20 protein-coding genes and 1 pseudogene are annotated in these 21,911 nt (G+C 62.5%); 7 read left to right on the top strand and 14 right to left on the bottom strand.

Annotation, left to right across the window (positions count from 1 at the left end; genetic code table 11):
* Positions 1-168: 168 nt before the first annotated feature.
* The 3 genes from HK107_RS15470 to HK107_RS15460 are packed head-to-tail and all read left to right on the top strand — an operon-like array spanning position 169 to position 4,498.
* Positions 169-1,896 carry a type I secretion system permease/ATPase gene (locus tag HK107_RS15470; protein ID WP_173201432.1) on the top strand — a complete coding sequence of 576 codons (1,728 nt, stop codon included), beginning with the start codon at positions 169-171 and terminating at the stop codon, positions 1,894-1,896.
* A complete protein-coding gene (locus tag HK107_RS15465) occupies positions 1,886-3,178 on the top strand; it encodes an HlyD family type I secretion periplasmic adaptor subunit (RefSeq protein ID WP_173201430.1) in 1,293 nt (430 codons plus the stop codon). Before HK107_RS15470 ends, HK107_RS15465 begins: the two co-directional genes overlap by 11 nt.
* Positions 3,179-3,181: 3 nt before the next feature.
* Positions 3,182-4,498 (top strand): TolC family protein, encoded by a 1,317-nt coding sequence (locus tag HK107_RS15460; protein ID WP_173201428.1) that lies wholly within the window; start codon positions 3,182-3,184, stop codon positions 4,496-4,498.
* A gap of 99 nt (positions 4,499-4,597) precedes the next feature.
* On the opposite strand, the gene lexA is transcribed toward HK107_RS15460, so the two are convergent.
* From lexA to HK107_RS15440, 4 genes are read right to left on the bottom strand one after another with little or no spacing between them, the layout of a single operon-like run.
* Positions 4,598-5,275 carry a transcriptional repressor LexA gene (gene lexA, locus HK107_RS15455; RefSeq protein ID WP_173201426.1) on the bottom strand — a complete coding sequence of 226 codons (678 nt, stop codon included), beginning with the start codon at positions 5,273-5,275 and terminating at the stop codon, positions 4,598-4,600.
* A 45-nt stretch (positions 5,276-5,320) separates the two neighbouring features.
* Positions 5,321-6,112: an indole-3-glycerol phosphate synthase TrpC gene (trpC, locus tag HK107_RS15450; protein WP_173201423.1), complete on the bottom strand. Its 792-nt coding sequence runs from the start codon at positions 6,110-6,112 to the stop codon at positions 5,321-5,323.
* Entirely contained in the window at positions 6,109-7,116 is a 1,008-nt protein-coding gene (gene trpD / locus HK107_RS15445) for an anthranilate phosphoribosyltransferase (RefSeq protein WP_173201421.1), read from the bottom strand. The genes trpC and trpD overlap by 4 nt, the downstream gene beginning before the upstream one ends.
* The gene (locus tag HK107_RS15440) at positions 7,113-7,703 is read right to left on the bottom strand and encodes an anthranilate synthase component II (protein ID WP_173201419.1); all 591 of its coding nucleotides are present in this window, start codon (positions 7,701-7,703) and stop codon (positions 7,113-7,115) included. The genes trpD and HK107_RS15440 overlap by 4 nt, the downstream gene beginning before the upstream one ends.
* Between HK107_RS15440 and HK107_RS15435 the strand changes: the two genes are divergently transcribed.
* Positions 7,702-8,520: a divergent polysaccharide deacetylase family protein gene (locus tag HK107_RS15435; protein ID WP_173201417.1), complete on the top strand. Its 819-nt coding sequence runs from the start codon at positions 7,702-7,704 to the stop codon at positions 8,518-8,520. The two genes, HK107_RS15440 and HK107_RS15435, sit on opposite strands and share 2 nt — an antisense overlap.
* On the opposite strand, the gene trpE is transcribed toward HK107_RS15435, so the two are convergent.
* Positions 8,517-10,025: an anthranilate synthase component I gene (gene trpE / locus HK107_RS15430; RefSeq protein ID WP_173201415.1), complete on the bottom strand. Its 1,509-nt coding sequence runs from the start codon at positions 10,023-10,025 to the stop codon at positions 8,517-8,519. The two genes, HK107_RS15435 and trpE, sit on opposite strands and share 4 nt — an antisense overlap.
* On the bottom strand, positions 10,022-11,881 hold the full coding sequence (locus HK107_RS15425) for a peptidylprolyl isomerase (RefSeq protein ID WP_173201413.1): 1,860 nt from the start codon (positions 11,879-11,881) through the stop codon (positions 10,022-10,024). Before HK107_RS15425 ends, trpE begins: the two co-directional genes overlap by 4 nt.
* Before the next feature lie 110 nt (positions 11,882-11,991).
* Here HK107_RS15425 and tpiA point away from each other — a divergent pair, with 110 nt between their 5' ends.
* From tpiA to secG, 3 genes are read left to right on the top strand one after another with little or no spacing between them, the layout of a single operon-like run.
* Positions 11,992-12,690 carry a triose-phosphate isomerase gene (gene tpiA, locus HK107_RS15420; RefSeq protein WP_173201411.1) on the top strand — a complete coding sequence of 233 codons (699 nt, stop codon included), beginning with the start codon at positions 11,992-11,994 and terminating at the stop codon, positions 12,688-12,690.
* The gene (locus HK107_RS15415) at positions 12,690-13,733 is read left to right on the top strand and encodes an alpha/beta fold hydrolase (RefSeq protein ID WP_173201409.1); all 1,044 of its coding nucleotides are present in this window, start codon (positions 12,690-12,692) and stop codon (positions 13,731-13,733) included. Before tpiA ends, HK107_RS15415 begins: the two co-directional genes overlap by 1 nt.
* Positions 13,730-14,149 (top strand): preprotein translocase subunit SecG, encoded by a 420-nt coding sequence (gene secG, locus HK107_RS15410; RefSeq protein ID WP_173201407.1) that lies wholly within the window; start codon positions 13,730-13,732, stop codon positions 14,147-14,149. Before HK107_RS15415 ends, secG begins: the two co-directional genes overlap by 4 nt.
* Before the next feature lie 517 nt (positions 14,150-14,666).
* On the opposite strand, the gene HK107_RS15405 is transcribed toward secG, so the two are convergent.
* The 8 genes and pseudogenes from HK107_RS15405 to HK107_RS15375 form a co-directional block, all read right to left on the bottom strand.
* Entirely contained in the window at positions 14,667-16,070 is a 1,404-nt protein-coding gene (locus HK107_RS15405) for a ParB N-terminal domain-containing protein (RefSeq protein WP_173201405.1), read from the bottom strand.
* Positions 16,071-16,193: 123 nt separating this feature from the next.
* Complete coding sequence (locus HK107_RS15400; RefSeq protein ID WP_173201403.1) at positions 16,194-16,352, bottom strand: hypothetical protein; 159 nt, start codon at positions 16,350-16,352, stop codon at positions 16,194-16,196.
* 7 nt (positions 16,353-16,359) lie between these two features.
* The gene (locus HK107_RS15395) at positions 16,360-16,635 is read right to left on the bottom strand and encodes a hypothetical protein (protein ID WP_173201401.1); all 276 of its coding nucleotides are present in this window, start codon (positions 16,633-16,635) and stop codon (positions 16,360-16,362) included.
* A 436-nt stretch (positions 16,636-17,071) separates the two neighbouring features.
* A complete protein-coding gene (locus tag HK107_RS16135) occupies positions 17,072-17,443 on the bottom strand; it encodes a hypothetical protein (RefSeq protein ID WP_408636691.1) in 372 nt (123 codons plus the stop codon).
* A 156-nt stretch (positions 17,444-17,599) separates the two neighbouring features.
* A pseudogene (gene hflX, locus HK107_RS16130) lies at positions 17,600-18,571 on the bottom strand (GTPase HflX); the annotation flags it as partial.
* 62 nt (positions 18,572-18,633) lie between these two features.
* Positions 18,634-18,870, bottom strand: coding sequence for an RNA chaperone Hfq (gene hfq / locus HK107_RS15385; RefSeq protein ID WP_173201399.1), 237 nt, complete (start codon positions 18,868-18,870; stop codon positions 18,634-18,636).
* Between the two features lie 148 nt (positions 18,871-19,018).
* Positions 19,019-20,431 (bottom strand): TrkH family potassium uptake protein, encoded by a 1,413-nt coding sequence (locus HK107_RS15380; protein ID WP_173201397.1) that lies wholly within the window; start codon positions 20,429-20,431, stop codon positions 19,019-19,021.
* A gap of 55 nt (positions 20,432-20,486) precedes the next feature.
* Positions 20,487-21,818: a S41 family peptidase gene (locus HK107_RS15375; protein ID WP_173201395.1), complete on the bottom strand. Its 1,332-nt coding sequence runs from the start codon at positions 21,816-21,818 to the stop codon at positions 20,487-20,489.
* Positions 21,819-21,911: the final 93 nt, after the last annotated feature.

The raw sequence follows: 21,911 nt of genomic DNA, 5'->3' as shown, positions 1-21,911 counted from the left end.
GTCGGAAACGCATGCACGCCTCCTGCCTTGTATAGCGCGAAGCACAAGGGTTTCCGGTCACTGCAGTTCCTGTCCTTTTGGCGCTAGGAACGAGCAATTCTTGATGTTACCTTTTCGCTCAGAGGGAAATTTTACGGGTTTTGTTATGAAATCCGTCGAGGGAACATCATGAGGGACAAGAAGACTGAGGAGCGCCCTTCCTCGGCTGTCGTGGCAGTCGAAGAGGTCCCGTCGCTGAAAGGGGTCCTTCTCGAAGGACCATTCAAGCGACGTATCCTGACCGCCTTCGGATTTTCGGTGGGCGTCAACCTGCTGATGCTGGTCTCACCGCTCTACATGCTGCAAGTCTATGACAGGGTTCTGACGTCAGGGTCCTATGATACGCTCCTTCTACTGAGCATCATCGCTTGCTTCCTTCTCGCCATCTACGCAGCTGCTGATGGCGGACGTAAGCGGAGCTTTGCTCTCCTGGGCGGTATGCTTGGAGAAAAGCTCGAAGCACCCCTCCATGCGCAGGCCCTTCGCATTGGCGCGCCGTCGAGGCAGAACGCCAACCTCTCGCTGTCCAAGATCCAGAGCTTCCTCATGAGCGGCGGGCCGGCCCCGCTGTTTGATCTTCCGTTCTCGCCGCTTTTCTTCCTTCTCCTTTTCCTCGTCCATCCCATCCTCGGCTGCATTGGCTTGGGCGGCGCAGTCCTGCTCATCGGTATCGCCGTGATGGCCGAGTTCGCGACCAAGGGTGCCGTTCAGACAGCAGCGAAGCAGGAGGCCATCGGGGGCGCCATCGTCAGGCAGAGCCTTGCCTCCGCCCCAGCCATCGCGGGCCTCGGAATGGTCCGCGCCATGAGCGGGAGGGTCGCCGAAGCCCGCTCCGCCAGCGTCGAGACTTCTCTCGAATCATCCAATGTCGGGGGCTTTCTCGCTTCGCTCAGCCGTAGCCTGCGCCAGATCCTTCAGGTCGCGTCCCTTGGCACCGGCGCCTACCTCGTTCTCCAGCAGCAGATTTCCCCTGGTGCGATCATCGCAGGTTCGATCATCATGGGCCGGGGCCTTGCGCCCATCGACCAGATCGTTGGGCAGTGGAAGAATCTCGTCCGTATGCGGGGCGAGGTTGAAACTCTGGCTGCGGCCGTTCCCGATGCGTTGAAGCCACGCGTGGAAACCGAGCTTCCGCGCCCCGACGCAAATCTTCGCTTTGAAAACTTCGCCGTCAATTCGATGAAGCCTGGCGAGATCCTGATCCCGAAGTTCAACCTCAACCTCTCCCCTGGTGACCTCGTTGCAGTGGTGGGGGAGAGCGGCAGTGGTAAGTCGACGTTCCTCAAGACCGCGGCCGGTATTCATCGGCCTGCAGACGGTATCGCTAGATTGGGCGACGTCGATCTTCACAGCTGGCCCGCGGACGATCGCGGCCAGTATATCGGCTACATGCCGCAAGAGGTGAGCCTTCTCGGCGGCACCGTTCGCGAGAACATATCACGCTTCCGGCCCGACCGAGACGAGGACGTGGTCGCAGCAGTGGAAAGGACGGGAGCGGAGCATGTCCTAGCCTCGCTCGCCCAATCCTACGACACGATGATCGGGCCTGAAGGCACAAGCCTTTCGGGTGGACAGCGGCAGGCCGTTGGGATCGCGCGTGCGCTCTTCGGTGATCCGGTGCTCCTCCTTCTCGACGAGCCGACATCAGCGCTTGATGCGCGGTTGCTGGGGAGCTTCGTCAATATGCTGAGCGAGCATGGCGCCAACGGCGGGATCGGCCTCATCGCGACCCACGACGCCCGCGTCATGAATGCCTGCAACCTCGTCATGACGATCCACCAGGGCCGCATCGCCGTTCAGCATAAGGAAGACTATTTCGAAGCCCTGAAAAAGGGAGCCGCAGCCCGTGCCAGCTGATCTTCTCAACTCCACCGACCAGACCATCCGCAGGGCCGGTACTGTCTGCCTCGTAGGGCTTGGCGGCTTTCTCCTCTGGGCAGGGCTCGCTCCGTTGTCAGAAGGCGTCTCCACCTTCGGCAGCCTCGTCGTCGAGGACAACCGCAAGGTCGTCCAACATCTCGAGGGCGGCATCGTCCGTGCCGTGAACGTCCGGGAAGGCGATCTCGTCGCTGCGGGCGACGTCCTTGTCGAGTTTGACCGGATTGCGGCGGAAGCAAGCCGGGATGAAGTGGCCCAGGAGCTTTTCGGCCTCCTCGCGGGACTGGACCGTCTCGATAGCCTCACCCGCGGGATCGAAGCCGTTGCGTTCACCGAGCCGTCCTACCTCGCCATCAATCCGGGCACGGCCGATGAGATCCGCGCACGCCAGCAGGAGCTGTTCGAGCAGCAACGCGAGACCCACCTCACCGAAATCGGCGTCCTTGAAGCCCAGCGCGAGACGCTCCTTTCAAGCCGCGGTGCCCGCGACCGCCAGCTCGCCAGCACCCGCCGCGCCCTGCGTGCGTCGAACGAGGAGCTCGCCCTCAAGCGTGACCTTCTGACGAGAAAGCTTGTGCAGGTCGACGAGGTCAGCAGGCTCGAGCGGGAGAACGCCAACCTCGAAGGCGATGTCTCACGCCTCCAGGCCGATCGCGCCGAGAGTGCCTCGGCCGTCGTGGAGATCGAACAGAAGATCCGGCAGACCCGCGCAGCCTTTCTCGAAAAGCTCAGTACGGAGAGGGCAGAACTCCGGCGTCAGGCTTTCGTCGCAGAGGAGCGCTTCGCCGCTGCCGACGACATCCTGAACCGCACGCAGGTCGTTGCGCCCCAATCCGGTGCGGTGATGAACCTCGCTTTCACGACCCTCGGAGGCGTCGTCTCCGCAGGCGAGCCGATCATGGAAATCGTCCCCGATGAGGCCAGCCTCGTCGCGAAGGTACAGATCAATCCCTCAGACCGCGACAGCGTGCAAGAGGGGATGGTCGCCGTCTCAAGACTGTCCGCCTACAAATCATGGAAAGCGCCCTCGATGACGGGCCGTGTCGTAAAGGTCAGCGCTGACCTCAAGACCGACCAGGTGACCGGCGCAACCTATTACGAAGCGACGCTACATCTCGAACCCGAGGGCGATATCTCCGAAGGCGACCTCCAGTTCATTCCGGGCATGCCCGTGGAAGCGTTCATCGATAGCGGCTTTGACCGGACGTTTCTCGACTACCTTCTTGAGCCGATCACAACGACATTCCGGCGGGGGCTGTAACTCATGCGTCGTGCGTTTGCGTATTTTGTTCCGTTCACGATCCTTTCTGGCGTTGCCTCGGCGCAGGTGGATCCGGGTGACCCCAATTCCTGCAGGCCCCTCGCGGAGGTTATCGAGAATGCGCGCGCCAACGATCCGCGCACGAACATTGCGGCCGCTGACGTTGATGCAGCTCAGGCGGAAATCGCGCAGACCCGCTCACGCTATCTGCCACAGCTTCAGTCCGTGAGCCGTGTTGGCTATGGCGACGGCCGTCTGGCCGACAACCAGATCGACAACCGGGTCGGCATCCAGGCGAGCCAGCACCTCTTCAGTTTCGGGGCCGCTGGCCTCGCCATGAATGAAGCCCGGCTCGAGCGGCAAGCCGCACGCTTCGGTCTCGCCGGTACGGATCAGGAAGTGGCACTTGAGACCGCCGGCGCTGTTGTTGAGTTGTGGCGTGTGCGGAGCCTCGTCGCGATCGGCGAAGCGCGGCTGGCCGCTTTCGAAGAGGACCTCAGCTTCGTCCGCGACCTCCATCAGGCACAGATGGCAACGTCCGTCTTTCTGACGGAAGTTGAGGCCAACGTCTCCCTGGAAAAGCTGCGCCTCGTCCGGTTACGGAACGAAGAAATCTTCGCTGCTGCCCGCGTGGCAAGGCTCGCAGGCCCCCTCAATACCTGCGCGTCGGAGGGAGGCATCCGGACCTTCCTCGCAACCCAGAACATGCGAACGCTGGAGCAGACCGTGGCCGATGCACTCCTGCTGTCGCCAGACATCGCAGAGCTACAAACCCGCGCAAAAGCGCAGCGTATGGCCAGAAAGCGCATTGGCCGGGAGAGGTTTCCAGAACTCTCCGTCTCCGCATTCGCAGCCTATGAGTTCGACGACTTCCCGAACCAGACTTCTGGTGATCAAGTGGACCGGGTTGGTTTGACCCTCCGTACAGATCTTTTTCCCGGAGGACGCATCCGGGCACAGCGCAACGCCGCTGCGGCTAGGGCCAGACGCTTCGAGGCCGAAGCGGACCTGAGGAAAACACAGCTTACTGAAGAAATCACTGCAGCCTGGACCATCGTCTCAAGCCGCAACGATGTGCTTGATACACTCGATGTCGCCATCGACGCCCTGACGGAGCAGCGGAGCCTTCGAGAGGAAGAATACCGCTTCGGCGCCGCCTCCCACCGGGACCTACTCGACGCGACCAATGCTCTCTTCGACGCGCAGGTTCAGAGGATCGAGGCGCAGTCGGACTACTTCCAGAATGGCGTCGCGCTCATCTTCCTGACAGAGGCAAGACTTCAGCGTGAGGACGAACCGAAAGCAGACTGGCAACGCTGAGCATCAGTCTTGGCCGAGGCACTGCAAAAAAGTCGGAAATGCATCGAGATTGCGCGGTCCCGTCAATCAAACCGTGGCGGGGCGCTGCCCGCCTTGAGATCAATACTCGCGAAGCAATCCTGCAAGCCGACCCTGAACCTTTACCTGGTTCGGGCCAAAAATCCGCGTCTCGTAGGCTGGGTTCTCCGCCTCGAGAGCAATCGAATTGCCGCGCTTCCGCAGGCGCTTGAGCGTCGCTTCTTCATCCTCAACGAGGGCCACGACGATCTCGCCATTCGCAGCATCGTCACAACGCTGGATCACCACCGTGTCTCCGTCGAGGATGCCGGCGTCGATCATCGAGTCGCCATGCACTTCGAGGGCGAAATATTCGCCGCCGCGCAGCATGGATGCAGGCACCTGCACCCGCGCCTGTTCATGCTGGATGGCGGCAATCGGCGTACCGGCGGCGATGCGGCCGAGGACGGGAACGCCCTCCTCTTCCATGCCCGAAGGTTCCTCAGCGTAGCGAGGGTTCTCGATCACCGCAGGCTTGAAGGGCTCACGCCTCGGCGGAGCGGCATCTTCAGGCAAACGCAGGATCTCGAGCGCCCGAGCCTTGTGGGGGAGCCGACGCAGGAACCCGCGCTCTTCAAGAGCAGTGATGAGACGGTGGATGCCGGACTTCGACTTGAGCTCCAGCGCCTCCTTCATCTCTTCGAACGATGGGGAGACACCCGTCTCCTCCAACCGCTCATGGATGAACATCAGAAGCGTACGCTGTTTGGCGGTGAGCATGGAACCCTCATAGAACAAATCGCGACCGTTCTAAGGTTGTTCCTCTTACCCGTCAACAGCTTTGACGAGTTCTTCCAGCGCAACACCCGGATCGCTTGCACGCATGAGGTGCTCGCCGATGAGGAACCGCCTGATGCCTGCCGCCGAGAGCGTGCGCATGGCGTCCGCCCCGTCGACGCCTGATTCGCTGACGATCGCCGTTCCGCCTGCCTTTGCTGCGAGCCGCGGTGTCGTTTGGATGTCGGTCTCGAAGGTCCGTAGGTCGCGATTGTTTACGCCGAGAAGCTCGGGCTCGAGCCGCATGGCGCGCTCCAGCTCTTCCTCGTCATGGACTTCCGCGAGAACATCGAGGTCCCAACGCTTCGCCTCATCGCGAAGCTCGCGCGCAAGGCCGTCATCGAGCGCCGCAAGAATGAGAAGAATGGCGTCGCCACCCGCCGCACGGGCTTCGGGCACCTGATAGGGGTCGACCATGAAATCCTTGCGCAGCAGCGGGATCGTCGTCGCGGACCGCGCCTGGGTCAGGAAGTCGATATGCCCTTGGAAACTCGGCCTGTCCGTCAGCACCGAGAGACACGCAGCCCCTCCGCGTTCGAGGGATGCAGCCAGCTCCGCCGGGCGGAAGTCCTCGCGGATGAGGCCCTTCGAAGGGCTCGCGCGCTTCACCTCAGCGATGATCCCCACGCCAGCTGCGGCCTTGGCTTCAAGGGCAGCCGCGAAGCCGCGCGGGGTGTAGCCCCGCGCCCGCTCCTCGACGGTGGAGAGGTGCGCGCGCTCCTTAGCGGCAGCGACCTCGTCCTTTTTATAGGCGATGATCTTGTCGAGGACGGTGCTCATGCTTTCTCCGTGGTCAGCAGGCGGAGTTTTTCCTTGGCGGCGCCGCTGTCGATAGCCTCAGCAGCAAGCTTTGCGCCCTCGGTCAGATCATCCGTCTTGCCCGCAACGATCAGAGAGGCCGCCGTATTAAAGAGCACAGCGTCGCGATAAGCCCCCTCTTCGCCTTCAAGGACCGCACGCAAGGCCTTGGCGTTCTCCTCAGGCGTGTCGCCGACGAGATCCTCATTGGCCCGGCGCTTGAGACCAGCATCTTCCGGCGTGACGACAAAGCTGCGGACTTCATTGTCCTTGAGCTCGGTGACTTCATTGCCGCCGGCGAGGGACAGCTCATCCATCCCGCCCGCGCCGTGGACGACCCAAGCATGCTTCGAGCCTTCTGCACGCAGAACTTCCGCGAAGCGTGGAGCCAGCGCTGCATCGAAAACACCGAGCAGCTGACGGCGCGCCCCCGCCGGGTTCATCATTGGACCCAAGATGTTGAACATCGTCCTGAGGCCCAGAACCTTCCGGAGCGGCGCAACTTTGGCGAGGATCGGGTGATGGTTCGGCGCAAAGAGGAAAGCGAGGCCGTCCTCGGCCAGCCGCTTTTCCTGCGTCTCGATCGTCTCGGTCAGGTCAACGCCCAGCTGGCTCAGCACCTCCGACGAGCCCGACTTCGAAGTCACGGCCCGGCTGCCATGCTTGGCAAGGGTCACCCCTGCCCCCGCAGCAACAATGGCCACGGCGGTCGAGATATTCACCGTGCTGATCCCGTCGCCGCCAGTGCCACAGCAATCCACCGCGCCTTCGGGCGAGGAAATATTCACTGCACGGAGCTTCAGGAAGCGGATAGCGGAAAGAAGCTCCTCGGTCGTCTCGCCGCGCACCCGCAGGCCCGTGAGGAACGCCGCCGCCTGCTCTTCCGGCACTTCGCCTTCAAAGATGTGGCTCAGCGCCGCTTCCATGTCGCGGGCGCCAAGTGTCTCGCCATCGGCAACGCGGCGGAGAATGTCGAGAAAGCTCATGCTGCGGCCTTCACCCCGGCAAGCGCCAGGAAGTTGGAGAGCATGGTCACGCCATCGGGCGTGTGCCAACTCTCTGGGTGGAACTGGACACCGTAGATCTCTTTGCCGATCACTTTCAGCGCCATGATCTCGCCATCGTCCTCGGCATGCGCCAGTACGTCGATTGTGCTGGGTACGGAGGAAGGCTCAACGGTGAGGGAGTGATAGCGGGTGGTCTCAAAGGTCTCACCGATCCCGGTGAAGAGAGGATCCGCCTTGGCCTTCACCTGGCTCACCTTGCCGTGCATCGGCTTGCCAGCGCGCACGATCTTCGCTCCGAAGTGCTGGGCGATGGACTGGTGGCCGAGGCAGACCCCGAAAAGCGGTACATTCTGTTCACTCGCCAGCCGCACCATATCGAGGCAGATGCCTGCATCATCGGGCGTGCAGGGGCCGGGTGAGAGGATCACCGCCGAAGGCCTGAGCGCCATCGCTTCTTCGGCGGACATAGCATCATTACGTACGACCTTGGCCACATCACCGAACGGGGCGAGAAGCTGGACAAGGTTGTAGGTGAAGCTGTCGTAGTTATCGACGATCAGGATCATGGCGGCACGCAAGTCGAAAAACCGAGGCTTAGCACTCGCAGCGCTCAGCGCAATTCTCCTCCTCGCCGCGCCCGGCAAGGCGGAGGATCTGCGCGAGGGCGTGCCCCTGCGCCTGCCGGAGAAGGTGGATGAACGGCCGCTGATCGCCATCGTGATTGACGATGTCGGCCTCGACTGGGAGCGCTTTCGCGCGGTGAACCGCCTGCCCTTTCCTGCGACGGTGGCCTTCCTTCCCTATGGGGCGGAGGCGCAGGGGATGCTGGACGCGCTCGATCCGCGGCATGAGGCGATCCTGCACCTTCCGATGGAGCCTAAGCGGCGGCGCGAGGATGCCGGGCCTGACATGGTGCCTGCGCGGCCGGGTTCGGAGACCCGGCGGCTTACGGTCCGGAACCTTGGCAAGCTCGAAGGCTATTCAGGGGTGAACAACCATACGGGCAGCCTCGCCACCGAGAGTACCGCCGCGATGCGTGTCGTCATGGCCGAGACGCGTACCCGGGGGCTCTACTTTCTCGATTCCAAGACCAGCCCGCGCAGCGTGGCTTACCGGGAGGGCAAGCGGCTGGGTGCGCGGGTCGTGGAGGCCGACCTCTTCCTCGACGGCGACTTCGGCCGCAGGGGCGCGGAGCATGTGGAGCGGCAGCTCGGGATGCTGGAGCAGACCGCGGAGGTGCGAGGCTATGCGGTGGGGATCGGCCACCCCTACCCTTCGACGATCAGTGCCCTGAACGCTTGGGCAGAGGCAAAAGGGGAGGCCTACCGCTTCGTGCTGGTCAGCGCTCTTGCCAGCGCCGGTGCGGCCGACGACGGCAGCTAAAGCGCGCCTTCTGCACAGAGCTCAAAAGCCAGCTTGATCGCCCGGCTCTTCGCGCCGCACTCATCAAGCTCCGCCTGCGGATCACTGTCATGGACAACGCCCGCGCCAGCCTGGACGTGGACCTTGCCGTCCTTCACCACCGCCATGCGCAGGCCGATGCAGCTGTCGAACTCACCGTCCGCACCGAAATAACCGATGGCCCCGCCATAGACCCCGCGCGCCGAGACCTCGAGTTCGTCGATGATCTCCATAGCGCGGATCTTGGGCGCGCCGGTCAGCGTGCCCGCGGGGAAGCCGTTGAGCATGGCGTCGAGAGGCGTGAGGTCATCCTTCAGCTCACCTGTGACATTCGACGTGATGTGCATCACATGGCTGAAACGCTCGATGAAGAACGTGTCCGTGGGCGTGACCGTGCCGAGCTTCGCGCTGCGCCCGACATCGTTTCGGCCAAGGTCGAGCAGCATCAAATGCTCTGCCCGCTCCTTCTCATCGGCGAGAAGCTCGGCCTCCAGCGCCTTGTCCTCCTCAGGCGTCTTGCCGCGAGGACGGGTGCCGGCGATAGGCCTGATCGTCACCTCGCCGTTCCGCACACGGACAAGAATTTCGGGGCTCGCGCCGAGGAACGTCGCAGGCTCGAAATTGAGGTAGAAGAGGAACGGCGAAGGATTGATCCGCCGGAGGTGCCGATAGGCGTCGAGCGGCGAGCCGCCAAAGTCGGCCGAGTAACGCTGTGACAGGACCACCTGGAAGATATCGCCTGCAGCAATGTATTCCTTGGCCTGATGAACGCAGTCCAGATAGGCCTCAGGGGTCATGTTCGACGCGAACTGCGGCGCATCCGTCGGCACGGCTTTCGGCACATCGAGCGGCTGGCGCAGCTGGCCGAGAAGCGCTTCGAGGCGATCGTCTGCCTTGGCGTAGGCATCCTCAGCCGAGACCCCATCCTCAGGCCGGACAGCGGTTACAAGGACCACTTCCCTCCGCACACTGTCGAAGGTTGCGACCACTGTGGGCCTTACAAAATAGGCATCTGGCAGGCCGAGATGATCCTCCGGCCTTTCAGGCAGCCGCTCGAAATAGCGGATAAAGTCGTAGGCAAAGAACCCGAAGAGCCCCGACGCCATCGGCGGCAGGTCTTCCTCGACGTCTTGCGACATCTCGATCCGCTCGGCTTCCGTCAGCTGACGGATCGAGGTAAGCGCATCCTCTCCGCTCGCAAGCTCCTCGCCATTCTCACCAAGAAGCTGCCAGCGATTGTCCTTGCACTGCCAGAACAGATCAGGCGCCATGCCAATGGTAGAGTAGCGGCCAAGCTGCTCCCCACCTTCGACGGACTCAAGGAGAAACGAACCCGGACGGTCGCCCGTCAGCTTCAGATACGCCGAAAGCGGCGTTTCGAGATCGCCGAGGAACCGCCGGTAGACGAGCTGCCGCTCACCCCGGTCATGGACCTCCCGGAATGCCTCGAACGAAGGCGCGAGGCTCCGGTAGCCAGCGTCCGTCACTGGGTATCCTGGCCGAGGCCGCGGGCGATCTGACGGGCGTTCTGCTTGACGTTCGTGCTCTCCTGCAGGGCCTCCAGGTAGGCCTGGCTCAGCTCGCCGGAGATCGACTGACCGATCTGGACAGCGAATTGAGGAAGAACGGCCTCGAGGGCATCGAGCTGCTCAAAGCTGACGCCGGTGACTTCGCCGACGACCACCTGGTTGTCAGCTGCACCAAAGGAGAAGAGCTCTGAGACGGATGCGTTGGCGGCTTGCGGAGCAAGTCCTGCGGGCAAGCCCTCAGGCTGCGATCCTGGGCCGAACGTCACGGTCTCCACCGTTCCGCCGAGCTCCGTCGCTGCAGCAGCAAAGTCTTTGTCCTGAGCAAGAAGCGCCTGAAAGCGAGCCTTGAGCTCGTTCGCGGCATTCTCTCGGCGCTCAGCCTTGAGGGCTGCGACGACTTCCGAGCGAACCTCCGTCAGCGGACGAGGTGCAGGCGGCGTGATTTGCTCGACCGTGACGAAGCCATAACCATCTTCGAGGCGCACCGAACGGCTCTCCTCACCCTCAGCGAGAAGGAAAGCTTCCTGCCCAAGCGCAGCGGGCACGTTGGCGATGGCGCCAAAGCGGGTGATCAGCTCGCGGTCCAGCGGACCTTCCGTACGCGCCTCAAGGCCGACGGTCTCCGCAGCGGCCTCGATCCCGACGCCTAAGTCACGCTGGCCTTCGAACTCTTCGACCAGCTCTATCAGGCTGTCCTGCGAGATCTCAGACCGTAGCTCAGCTTCGAGCTCTTCGCGCATCTCTTCAAAGCTGCGGCCCTGCGAAGCGCTGATGCTTGCGACTTCGGCAAACACGGTCCCGAAGTCTGTGGAAATCGGGCCGACAAGCGCACCCTCTTCGGCGGCGAAGACGGCTTCGGCGAGATCTTCGTTGACGAAGGTGCTGCGCAGCTGGTCGTTCAACGTCGTAATCCGAGCCGAGGTCGCCTCGGCGATAGCAGCGAGGTCAGCACCGTCCGCTGCGAGCGCTGCAGCTTCGTCAGCCGACGCAGCGGGCACGAGGATCTGGCGGATGCTGCGGGTCTCTGCTGCTGCCTCCGCGCCAACACGGGCATTGTAGAGCTGCTGCAGGTCGTCTTCGCTGACGGTGACCTCGCTTGCGACGTCGTCCTCGGTAATCGTCAGCACCGTGAGCGTCCGGTACTCCGGCGTCTGGTACTGGTCGAGCGAGGCCTGGTAAGCCGCCTCGATCTCTTCATCGGTCGGCTCGGCCGCGGCACCTTCGGAGGGCAGAAGCGCGTAACGCACCTCACGGCTCTCCAGCCGGCGAAGGATGTAGTAGCGCGTCAGCTCCTCCGGCGCCGGAGCGTTCGCGCCGAGTGCGCCGATCAGCTGGTTCCGGATGATCTCGCTGCGCATCATGTCGCCGAACATGCCGGGTGTCATCCGCTCCTGCTGCAGGAACAGCGCAAGGCGCTCCTGCTGGAACCGGCCCGTCTCGGGGTCCGTGAGACCGTCAAGCTGGCGGATGTAAGCCTGAACAACTTCGTCCGGAGCACCGATGCCAAGCTTGCGGGCCTCCTCTTCGAGGAGCGCCCGAACGATCAGCGTGTCGAGAGCCTGCTGGCCGATGCCTGCACTCATCAGCTGATCGCGGGTCACCGAAGGGTTCTGCTGCTGAATCCGGGCAACCTGATTCCTGACTTCAAGCTCGAGATCCCTGGCCGAGACCTCCTGCTTGCCAACGGTCACAGCCGAGCTGCCGCCGAAATTCTCAAGCGCAGGGACGCCGAAGACGCCGAACGCTGCGCAAAGCAGGATGAGGAAAATCCAGCGGCCCGGGCCTTCGAGGAGGTTACGGAAACTTTTCAGCATAATAGATCGGCGTCTCTTCGTCGTCGTAACGAGGCGTTTGTGATGACCGGGCAGGGTTTGCAAGCGAAGCAGCTTCGCGCAAACGGCGGCCAGGACTTTGGAGAGGACTTATGGCGCTCATCATCGGAAATTGGAAGATGAACGGCCTCAAGGCTGGGCTGGCTGAGGCGAAAAAAGTGGCGGAAGGCGCAAAGCCGGGCGATCAGCTCGTGATTTGCCCGCCGGCGACCCTGATCATGGCGATGAGCGAGGCCCTTGCAGGGAGCAATGTCCTCCTCGGTGGGCAGGACTGCCACGCCAAGGAAAGCGGCGCCCACACTGGCCGCGTCTCGGCAGAGATGATTGCGGACGCAGGCGCCACCTACTGCATCGTGGGCCATTCTGAATGCCGTGACGAACTCCGCGACGACGATGACGTTCTTGCGGGCAAGGTCGAGGCGATCCTGCGCGCTGGCCTCGTCCCGGTCTTCTGCGTCGGCGAAAGCCTGGAGACCCGCGAAGCCGCCAAGGCCGAGAGCTTCGTCAAAGGCCAGCTCGAACTTGTCCACGGCATCGCCGACCGGGTTATCGTGGCGTATGAGCCCATCTGGGCGATCGGCACTGGCAAAGTGCCCTCAACGGACGACATCGCTGCCATGCATCAGTCCATGCGCGACTATCTCGGTGAGAAGACCCCCCTCCTTTATGGCGGCTCGGTGAAGCCCTCGAATGCAGCCGAGATCCTGTCGGTGCCTCATGTGGGCGGCGCGCTTGTCGGCGGCGCCAGCCTCAAGGCCGAGGACTTCCTCGGGATCGCCCGGGCGGCCTGATGACCCCGCAGCTCTTCGTCCTGACGGCATTCTCACTGCTCGTCGCCGTGGTCCTCTATTCCTACTGGAACGACCGGCGCGTGGCGAAGGAGAAGCCGCCGGCGGGGAGCATCTACGAGACCGAGCAGGGCCGGCTGCATATGATCGCGCGGGGCGAGGATCAGGGAGACAAACTCCCGGTGGTCATGCTCCACGGCAGCTTCACCAACGGCCTCGACATGGACCTCGACCTCGCGCCCGAGCTGTCGAAGAACCGGCAGGTCTTCATTCCCGACCGCCCAGGCCACGGCTTCTCCGAACGGCCCGAGCATGGCCACCGCATCGAGGTACAGGTGGCTGGCATGCGCGAAGCGGTCCGTAAGGAAGGGGGCGAGCGCTACGTGGTTGTCGGTCAAAGCTACGGCGCAGCCACCGCCCTTGTCTGGGCCCTCGCCTACCCTGAGGATGTGGCAGGCGTGGTCCTCGTTGCTCCGGTCAGCCACCCTTGGCCCTACGGGGTGAGGTGGTACATCCGCGTGGCGCTGAACCCACGTTATGGCTGGCTGTTCAGGCGCACCTTCATCGCTCTTTACGCCCGGTACGGCGTCAAGCGCGGGGTGGCGCAAGCTCTCAAGGGCTGCAAGGCGGCCTCCTATTATTTCGACCGGACCCGCACGGCGCTGGGGTTCAGGGCCGAGGAGTTCCGCTGGAACGCCGAGGATATCTGCCGCCTCTATGAGCAGCTGGTGCCCCTTCAAAAGCGCTACCCGGAGATCGACGTGCCGGTGGAGATCGTGGCGGGGACCCATGATCTGACGGTGCTTTTGCCGATCCATGGGCGGAAGCTGGCGAGCGAGATTCCGAACTGTGGCCTCGATATCGTCGATGGCGGCGGGCACGCATTGCACCATTCTCATCCGGAAAGATGTCTGGACGCCGTCGAAAGGGTCGATCAGCGGCTTGAAATGGCAGCACGCTCGCCTCTAGAGAGCGCGCTTCGAGCCATCACTGCGGTCTTCCCGCAGCGGTCGGCTGTCAGCCAGTCCAAGCAGGAAGCGTCATGACCGCTATCATTCTGACCATCCAAGCCATGATCGTCCTCGCCCTGATCGGCGTGGTCCTCCTCCAGCGCTCCGACGGCGCAGGTGGCCTCGGCATGGGCGGCGGTGGCGGCGGAGGCGGCATGATGTCGGCCCGCGGTACGGCGACGGCGCTGACCCGCGCGACGTCGGTGCTGGCGGCGCTGTTCTTTGCCAACTCGCTGGTCTTCTCGCTGGTCGTGGACCGCGGCGAGAACGAGGTCAATTTCCTGCCGATCGAGGAGCAGGGCGAGCTGGGTGAGCAGGACTTCACCGACATTCTTGGCCCGGGCGAGGACGAAGCGCCTGAGGCGGAAGCTCCGGACGCCTTCACCCTCCCCGATGATCTGGGGGCGAGTGGTGAGACGCAAGGCCAGGAAGAGGACGAGCCCCAGCGCTAAGGCCCTCCCCCTCACCAGCAAGAGCCGTCCTTCGGGGCGGCTTTTTTTGTGGCAGGCTGAAGGGCCGGCCCGGGGGTCCGGCTTGTCAGGAGAGACGGGAACCTTGCGCGCGGGTCGCCGCGACGGATGGGTTCTTTGTTTTGGAGCGGCGGCACAAGGGCTCCCACACCCTCCTCGCGCGCAAGTTCGCTTCAGCCACTACCTCGGAGACGGCCCATCCCGAGCTCACGCCTCCAAAGCCCCAGTCTTTTTCTTGGCACTACCGCTCGCTGTCGCTCGCTACTTGAGCGCACTGGCCGCTGACGCGGCGGCACGCAGCGGAGAGAGGTGCTTAGCTCGAGCGAAGCACCCGCGCTCCTGCGCGGCGCGCTCATATAGCGAACGCGAGTGAGCGGTAGCGCCACAAAAATGTGGGCCTCCACGAAACGACAGGCCGAAAGGCGACGGTACCAGCCGATCCCGCTCCTGCCGCGATGATGGGATTATAGGGTGGTTTTGGGGGGTGGGGATAAGGTTCCTACGGCGCCCGATATGACAAGCATGCCACGACATAGGTCTGAAGCGTATCCCACATCGTCTTCAGATGATCAGGCGACGGGAAGACTTTTTCATCATGAACATAGGCGTTAAATGTATGCGCTGAGAGCAAGGGCTCGGAGCCTTCAAACTTTTTAATAAACTCAGCATACTTCCGTTCCAGCGCTCTTCGTTCCCGAAGTTCTGTCAGCACCTTGCTATAGCGATTGGAAAGCTTGTCGTTCCATCGAAGGTCAAGACCAACCTCCTTCGCGTATGTATCAGTCGAAATTTCTATCAGTACTCGGAAAAGTACAGCTATCGCGTTGTCGTGCTGGCCAAAAAAGAGGTTATGCTGGAGTTCATTGATGATATCGAGCGCCCTTCGATTGGAGGTAGTTTCTTCGATTCCAAGATCAACCGCTCGGATCAAAGTCCATCTCTCGTGACGAGGGCTTGATGGCTTGATCTTAACGCCTCCCCCTTGGTCGTTCTCAGGCTCGGAATTCCCTTCATTTTCGGCGTTCGTAGAACCATCAGAGCCTTTTGCCTCCGATCCACCACCAGCTTGCTTTGAGTTCGATGCTACAAGAGTAGAAACTTCAGGAAGAATGTCTTCTGCAGTCGGAAGAACGCCCTGGCTGTCCAAACTGTCCAGGTATTTTGTCTTCGCATCTGCATCCCAGATATCGTCAAGAGTGATCTTTTTGCTGATTAAATCAGAAGCAATCCTCTCCAACGCGGCTAGTGCTTTTTCTGGTGCTCTGCAGAACACAAGCTTACGATCCTTCACTGTGACGCCAACCCGACGCCGATAAACTTCTGCAGAAAGCAGCCTTCGCAGATTTGAGCGTGGGATCGCCGTGACGTCGGGAAGACGCCCTGCATCAGCCAAAAGGCGTTCTATCTGCTCAGCAACGTCTACAGAAGATTTCTTGCCTGTCCGGTGCTGAAAGTTCGACTTCGCTCGGTCATCCCAAGCGGCTTGGCCGACACCACCCTGACTCCCATTGTGGCGTCGGTAAAGAATCTCATCCAAGCGTGCCTTATCTGTCTCCACCCAACATGAAAGAGATCGCGGGAGCTCGCCCGCAAAGGTCTGGCGGACCTTTTCATAGAAGTCAGCCCACTGCCTAGTGGGTGCTAACTGTGGTGAAACAAGTAGCTTGAGCGTCGTGGTTCGCCTGTTGCCATCGTAGACAACGTAAACGCCGTCTTCCTCCATCACCAGAGGAGGCTCGTAGACGGCCCCCTGCTCGCTGATATCTTTCGCAAGCTTCCTCATTGCGCTCGCGAAGTTTTCGAGAAGCCATTCTATCGCGGTTGGCTCATCCGCAACGGGGCCGTGTCGATCGTTAGCGCGGTTTACCCTTAGCGCAGCGAGCGGGATATCTTTGATTTCCATAGCTTTGCAGTAACCACCTACGAACATAGATTCGCAAGCTATCCGAGCAGATCGTAGAGACGCAGAAAAAGGGCGTCGGTCAGCTCCCGCAGCGCGCTCCGGCGGCTGGCTTCGCAAGCCGCCCTACGCCGATGCTGCCCGCGCTTCGTCGTCCGTCACCGGCACGCCGCCATACTCTTTTTCGAAGCGGCCTATGTTCCTGTGTTCGAGGCGTACGCTGATGGTTCGTGTGCCGCTTTCTTCGGTTTGGTCGGAGAGGACGTCTCCGTGGCGGTAGGGCAAACCGGCCTCACCCCCAACGGATGAAGGCCACGAGCCCGGCCGCCGCCATGGGGACCATGATGTAGGGAATGACGAGCAGAACCCTGGGGGACATGATCCAGAGCTGTTTGGCGAAGCTGGCTTCGGAACCCTTGAAGCGCTCCCAGACTGGTCCGAAGGCGAAGAAGTTGGCTCCGACGCAGGCGATGATGAACGCGCTCGTCATTAGGAAGTACACGACGGATATTGCGCCCTCTGGTACAAGGAACGTCGCCACCGCCAGAAGCGTTATGACGGGGAGCATGTACAAGCCGATTCTGCGGAGCTTCACTGCATTCGTCTTTCATCTATCGGCGGCTGGCTTCGCGTTCCGCCCTAGCCTGTTGCTCAAGTGGTTAGAGGGGTCCTATCCAACCTCGTTGGTATTTAGATAGGCGACCTAGGTTGCTTGTTTTACCTCGAATTGGACTTGCAGACATAGTTTCAATCATTGAGAACCATATGGATTGTGACAAAAATTCCGAAAGCCATCACTGCAAAAGCAGACCATAGCCAGATATCGCTCTGATTTATCAGGTATAGGGCACCAAGACCTACGAATATCAAACAACAGATGAAAAACAGTATGAGTGCTATGATTTTATTTCGTAGTGACATTTCTCACCCGCATTAACTGACTCAAGTGAGGTGCATTTCAGCTTTGCCTACATGCACCCTACGGCGGATCGCTTCGCCCTGCCTTACGCCGTTGCCGCCCGTGCTTCGTCGTCCGTCACGGGCACGCCGCCATGCTCTTTCTCGAAGCGGCCTACATCTCTGTGCTCTAAGCGTACGCTGATGGTTCGTGTGCCGCCTTCTTGGGTTTCGTCGGTGAGGACGTCTCCGTGGCGGTAAAGCCAGGCGGCGGCCTGGCCGTCTTCGGCCTTGAGGGCGAAGGTGACTTCTGTCCTCAGGGCCGTCAGCTCTGCGTCGATGAGCCGGAGGAGGTCTTCGACCCCCTCCCCCGTCTGGGCCGAGAGGGCGACGGTGAGGGGGTCCTTGGGTGTGCCTTCGGCTGAGTCCGCGCGATCACGGGCGAGGGTTTTGAGTTCTTCGGCTGTTGGTCCATGGATCCCGGATATGGCTTCGCCATTCCGGGAAGACGGCTCTGCTTCTTCGGCTCCTTCCTCCGCGTTTGTAGCGGAGGGGTTGTCCGTGGGCGGATTTGTTGCCGTGGTCTCGGGGTATGCTGATGTTGGTTCATGGGTCCCGGATATGGCTTCGCCATTCCGGGAAGACGGGGGGAGAGCGTCTATTTTGTTCCAGGCCTCGATGAAGACCGCGTCGGTGTCTTCGGTGAGGCCCAGCTCGGCGAGGACGTCGATGACGTCTTGGCGCTGGGCGTCGGTTTCTTCGTGGCTGATGTCGCGCACGTGGACGACGATGTCGGCTTCCAGCACCTCTTCCAGCGTCGCCCTGAAGGCGGCGACGAGGCCCGTGGGCAGGTCGGAGATGAAGCCCACCGTGTCGGAGAGGACGGCGTCGGTCCCTGACGGCAGCTCGATCTTGCGCATCAGCGGGTCGAGGGTCGCAAAGAGGAGGTCCTTGGCGAAGGTCTCCTCCCCGGTGATCCGTTTAAAGAGGGTCGACTTGCCCGCGTTGGTGTAGCCGACAAGGGCGATCACAGGGCTCGGCGCGCGTTTGCGCTTCCGGCGCTGGAGGTTCCGTGTGCGGCGCACCTGTTCAAGCTCGGCCTTCAGGCGGTCGATCTTTTCCGCGAGGATGCGGCGGTCACTCTCGATCTGACGCTCGCCGGGGCCGCCGAGGAAGCCCGCGCCGCCGCGCTGCCTCTCAAGGTGGGTCCAGGAGCGGACGAGGCGCGAGCGCTGGAACGTGAGGTGCGCGAGGGCGACCTGGAGCGTGCCCTCTTTGGTCTGGGCGCGCTCGCCGAAGATTTCGAGGATGAGCTGCGTCCGGTCGAGGACCTTGCGCTTCCACGCGCGCTCAAGGTTGCGGTGCTGGACCGGCGAGAGCTGGGCGTTGACGATGACGAGTTCGACGTCCTCGTTCGCTTCGAGCCATGCGCCGATCTCGTCGACCTTGCCCTGACCCAGGAAGGTGGCTGGGCGGGCTTCCTGCAGGTTCACGCTCTCGGCGCGCACGGCCTCGATGCCGATGGCCTGGGTGAGACTCGCAGCCTCCTCCAGCGCGCCTTCGGCGGAACGGAGGGAGCGCCCGGTGCCGGACAGCTCACAATGGATGACATACGCCTTCTCGGCGGGCCTGGCGGTTTCGAACGGCTCTTTACGCGACGGTCCGGTCCTTAGCTTGCGGTGACGTCCTCATGCAGGTCCACGGGACCCTGGGGCATGATGGTCGAGATCGCATGCTTATAGACGAGCTGGGTCTGGTCGTCACGGCGCAGCAGGATGCAGAAGCTGTCGAACCAGGTCACGATGCCCTGAAGCTTCACGCCGTTCACGAGGAAACAGGTCACGGGCACCTTCTGGCGCCGAATTTCATTCAAGAATATGTCTTGGAGCGGTCTCGGCTTGTCCACGGCTCTGCTCTCTCATTATCGTCGCGCAAAATGCTGCGCTGCAGCGATGTAAGAGGCTGCCCCCTTAGCTGGCAAGGGGGGCTCAGGTGAAAACGATCAGCAGAGCGCTGATTTACTGAGCGCGACAGGGGGTCGCAGGGTGCTCTGCTCAGGCGCGCCAGAAGTCCGGGTCGAAAACGAGGAGCAGGAGGATGAGCTCGAGCCGGCCTGCGATCATGCCGAGGGCGAGGACGATCCTGAGGGGCTCCGCGAACTGAATGTAGTCCGTGGTGCTGCCGGGGACGGCCTCGATCAGGGGGCCTGCATTCGTGACGACAGCCACCGCTACGCCGACGGCCAGCTCCAACTCGTAGCCGAAGAACGCCACCGTGAGGGTCAGGGAGCTGAGGACGATCGTGAAGGCGATGGTGTGGATCCATACGCCGAACTCAAAGAGCGGCGGGCGCCTCGTGTTGAGGACGCCGCCGGGGTGCACGAGCTGCCAGAGCTCGTGGCCTAGCCGCTCGAACGTGATGAGCCAGCGGAGGAGCTTGATGCCGCCTGCCGTAGAGACGGCTGCGCCGCCGATGACGGCGGTGACGAGGAGCGGGGTGAGCTGGGGGATCTCTCCGATGAGAGCGCCGTTGGTGGAGAGGAGGCTGATCGCGTTGAAGATCTGGGCGGGGTAATTCTCGAACGCCCAGCCTTCGAGGGTGAACCAGAAGAGGGTCGCGACGGGGATGATGAGGAGAAGCAGCGCGCGGGTCTCAGGATCGGGGCCTGAGCGCAGGCGATCCCCTCCCCTCAGCGCGAGCCTTGCAATGACGACGAAGTTCACCGCCGAGACGAAGAGCGTGACGCCTGCGACGAAGACCGTGCCGGTGCCGTAGGCTTCGATGCCGCCCGGCGTTGGGGCGAAGCCGCCCGACGCGATGAGGGAGAGCGCGAGGGCTGCAGCGTCCTCGACGGGGACACCGGTGAAGAGGAAGGCTGCGAAGCTCATCGCGGTGACGCCTGCGTAGACCGGGAGGAAGGCGTTAAAGGCGCTGGAGAAGGCGCGGAGATAGCTGTCGCGCTTGCCCCGCGCGAAAGGCGGGACCGGCGGCATGACGCCGATGAACTCAGGCCGGACGAAGACCGCAGCTGCGGTGGCAAGGCTGACGATGCCGCCAAGCCATTCGAGGCTGGCGCGGTAGAGCATCCCTGAGAGGCTGACCCTTGCCGCAGGCTCGGAGAGCCACGCGCCGGTGGTGGTCACGGCGGAGACGGCCTCGAACCAAGCGCTCCAGAAGCTGAAGCCCTGGGCGAGGAAGGGCAGGCAGGCGGCAAACGGGACGGCCAGCCAGAAGATCGAGAGGGCGAGGATCAACTCGCGGAATCCCGAACGCACCGGCGGCGTCAGGGTCATGGTGCGGCTCAACGCATAGAAGCAGCCGCCGAGGAAGGTCGCGATAAAGACCGCCGCCGCAAACGGCGCAGGATCCTCATCGAACCCCGTGGCCAGCAGCAAAGGACCAAGGCCTGCGAGCGCGACCGCGAAGAGCGCAAAAGCGAGGAAACGAAGGACGGGTACGAGCGACATCGCGTGGCCCCCTAGCGGGGTTTGGTTGCGATGTCGTGCCGTTCTGTAGCCGGCGCTATCGCTGGCTGCCCGCCGCAATGTCCCGCGCGACTTCGTGGGCCCGGTCCCGTCCACTGCGGAGGTCCTCGGGCAAGGTCTTCACGGGGACGTCCGGGATGATCCCGCGATGGATGAAGCGGTCATCGGCGGCGCTCGTGATGTAGCGGAAGCGCGGCAGATACAGCCTTGCGCCAGAATTGGGCAGGACATGGAGATCGAGGTAGCCGCTCGAATTGGCGTTGTAGGCGCCGGTCGTCTCCTCCCCGACAATGATGGCATCCTCAAAGGCATCGAGATGGCTCGCCACATCTGCGGCCGTCGAGCCGGTGCGGCTGTCCACGATGATGATGAGCGGGCCTGTGTGCTCCGTAGAGGCAGGCGCTGTTTCCTCGGTCCCGTCGAGACCGATGACCGTCAGTGTACCATCAGCGCGCTCTTCCAGCGTGTAGCCCTCGCGGTCAAAGCCGGGATTGGCGGTGACTTCGTCATAGACCGTGAAGGGCTCGTCGGCGAAGAGCCCAATGGTGGCCACGCCAAACGCGTCGATGCCGCCGGGGTTCCCCCTCAGATCGACGATAACGGGCTGGGCCGGGTCATTGGCCAGGCTCGCCCTGACCGTGTCGAGAAGGTCGGTGAACTGACCGTCGCTGTCCCGGTCGTAGAACCCACCGATGCGAACCTCTAATGCGCCATCCGAGGCTGAAACCTCAAGGAAGGGATCATCGGGATCGCCCTGGGGCGAAGAAAGGCCCTCGGTCGGCTCGAGCCGCCGGGGCCGCCGCTGACCTTCGACAGAGACGATGAATTCCTCAGGGGAAGGATCAATCTGTGTCGCGTAGAAATAGGCGAAGCGGCGAGCTGTTTCCCCTTCTTTCCGGTCTTCGCCGAAGCCATCAATCACAACGCCGTTTCGGACAGCATCGAGAACGAGGGGTGCGGGCGTGCCATTGATCGACAGAACCTCTTGGCCCGCAAGCTTTCCGCCCGCGAAGAACAGGCGTCCACCGATGATCCTGACGGGCTCGGGGAAGCCCTGCGCATCCTTTTTGAATGGCGCATCGAAGTCCTCAGGAAGATTGACGAAGCTGTGGGCACAGGCGAGCGCTCCGGCCATTCGCGTCAGGTTCCGGTGGAGATCAAGGACCGTGACCTCCCCTGAAAGAGCCGCAAGCTGACGATCGACAATTGCCTGCCAGTCTTCCTCGGGCAAGTGAGCAAACGGAGCCGCGTGCTCGGTACGGATCAATTGGGCTGCGGCCTCAAGGTCGGCCCGCGCCTTCTCTTCGGTGAGGGTGGCGGGCGCAAAAGCGGCGATGGCGGCGGTGAACGCGGTGAGAAACGAACTCATCCCCTGAAGATAGCACGCCGACCGCCTGCCCGGCGCGCTTGATCCGCAGCTTTGCGGCGGAAATGGCTGGAGTCCGGTGCTTGCGCGGCGGAT

The sequence above is a fragment of the Parvularcula mediterranea genome, assembly GCF_013085255.1.
In the GTDB taxonomy this organism is placed as follows: Bacteria; Pseudomonadota; Alphaproteobacteria; order Caulobacterales; family Parvularculaceae; genus Parvularcula; species Parvularcula mediterranea.
This window is presented reverse-complemented; position numbering and strand designations above follow the sequence as displayed.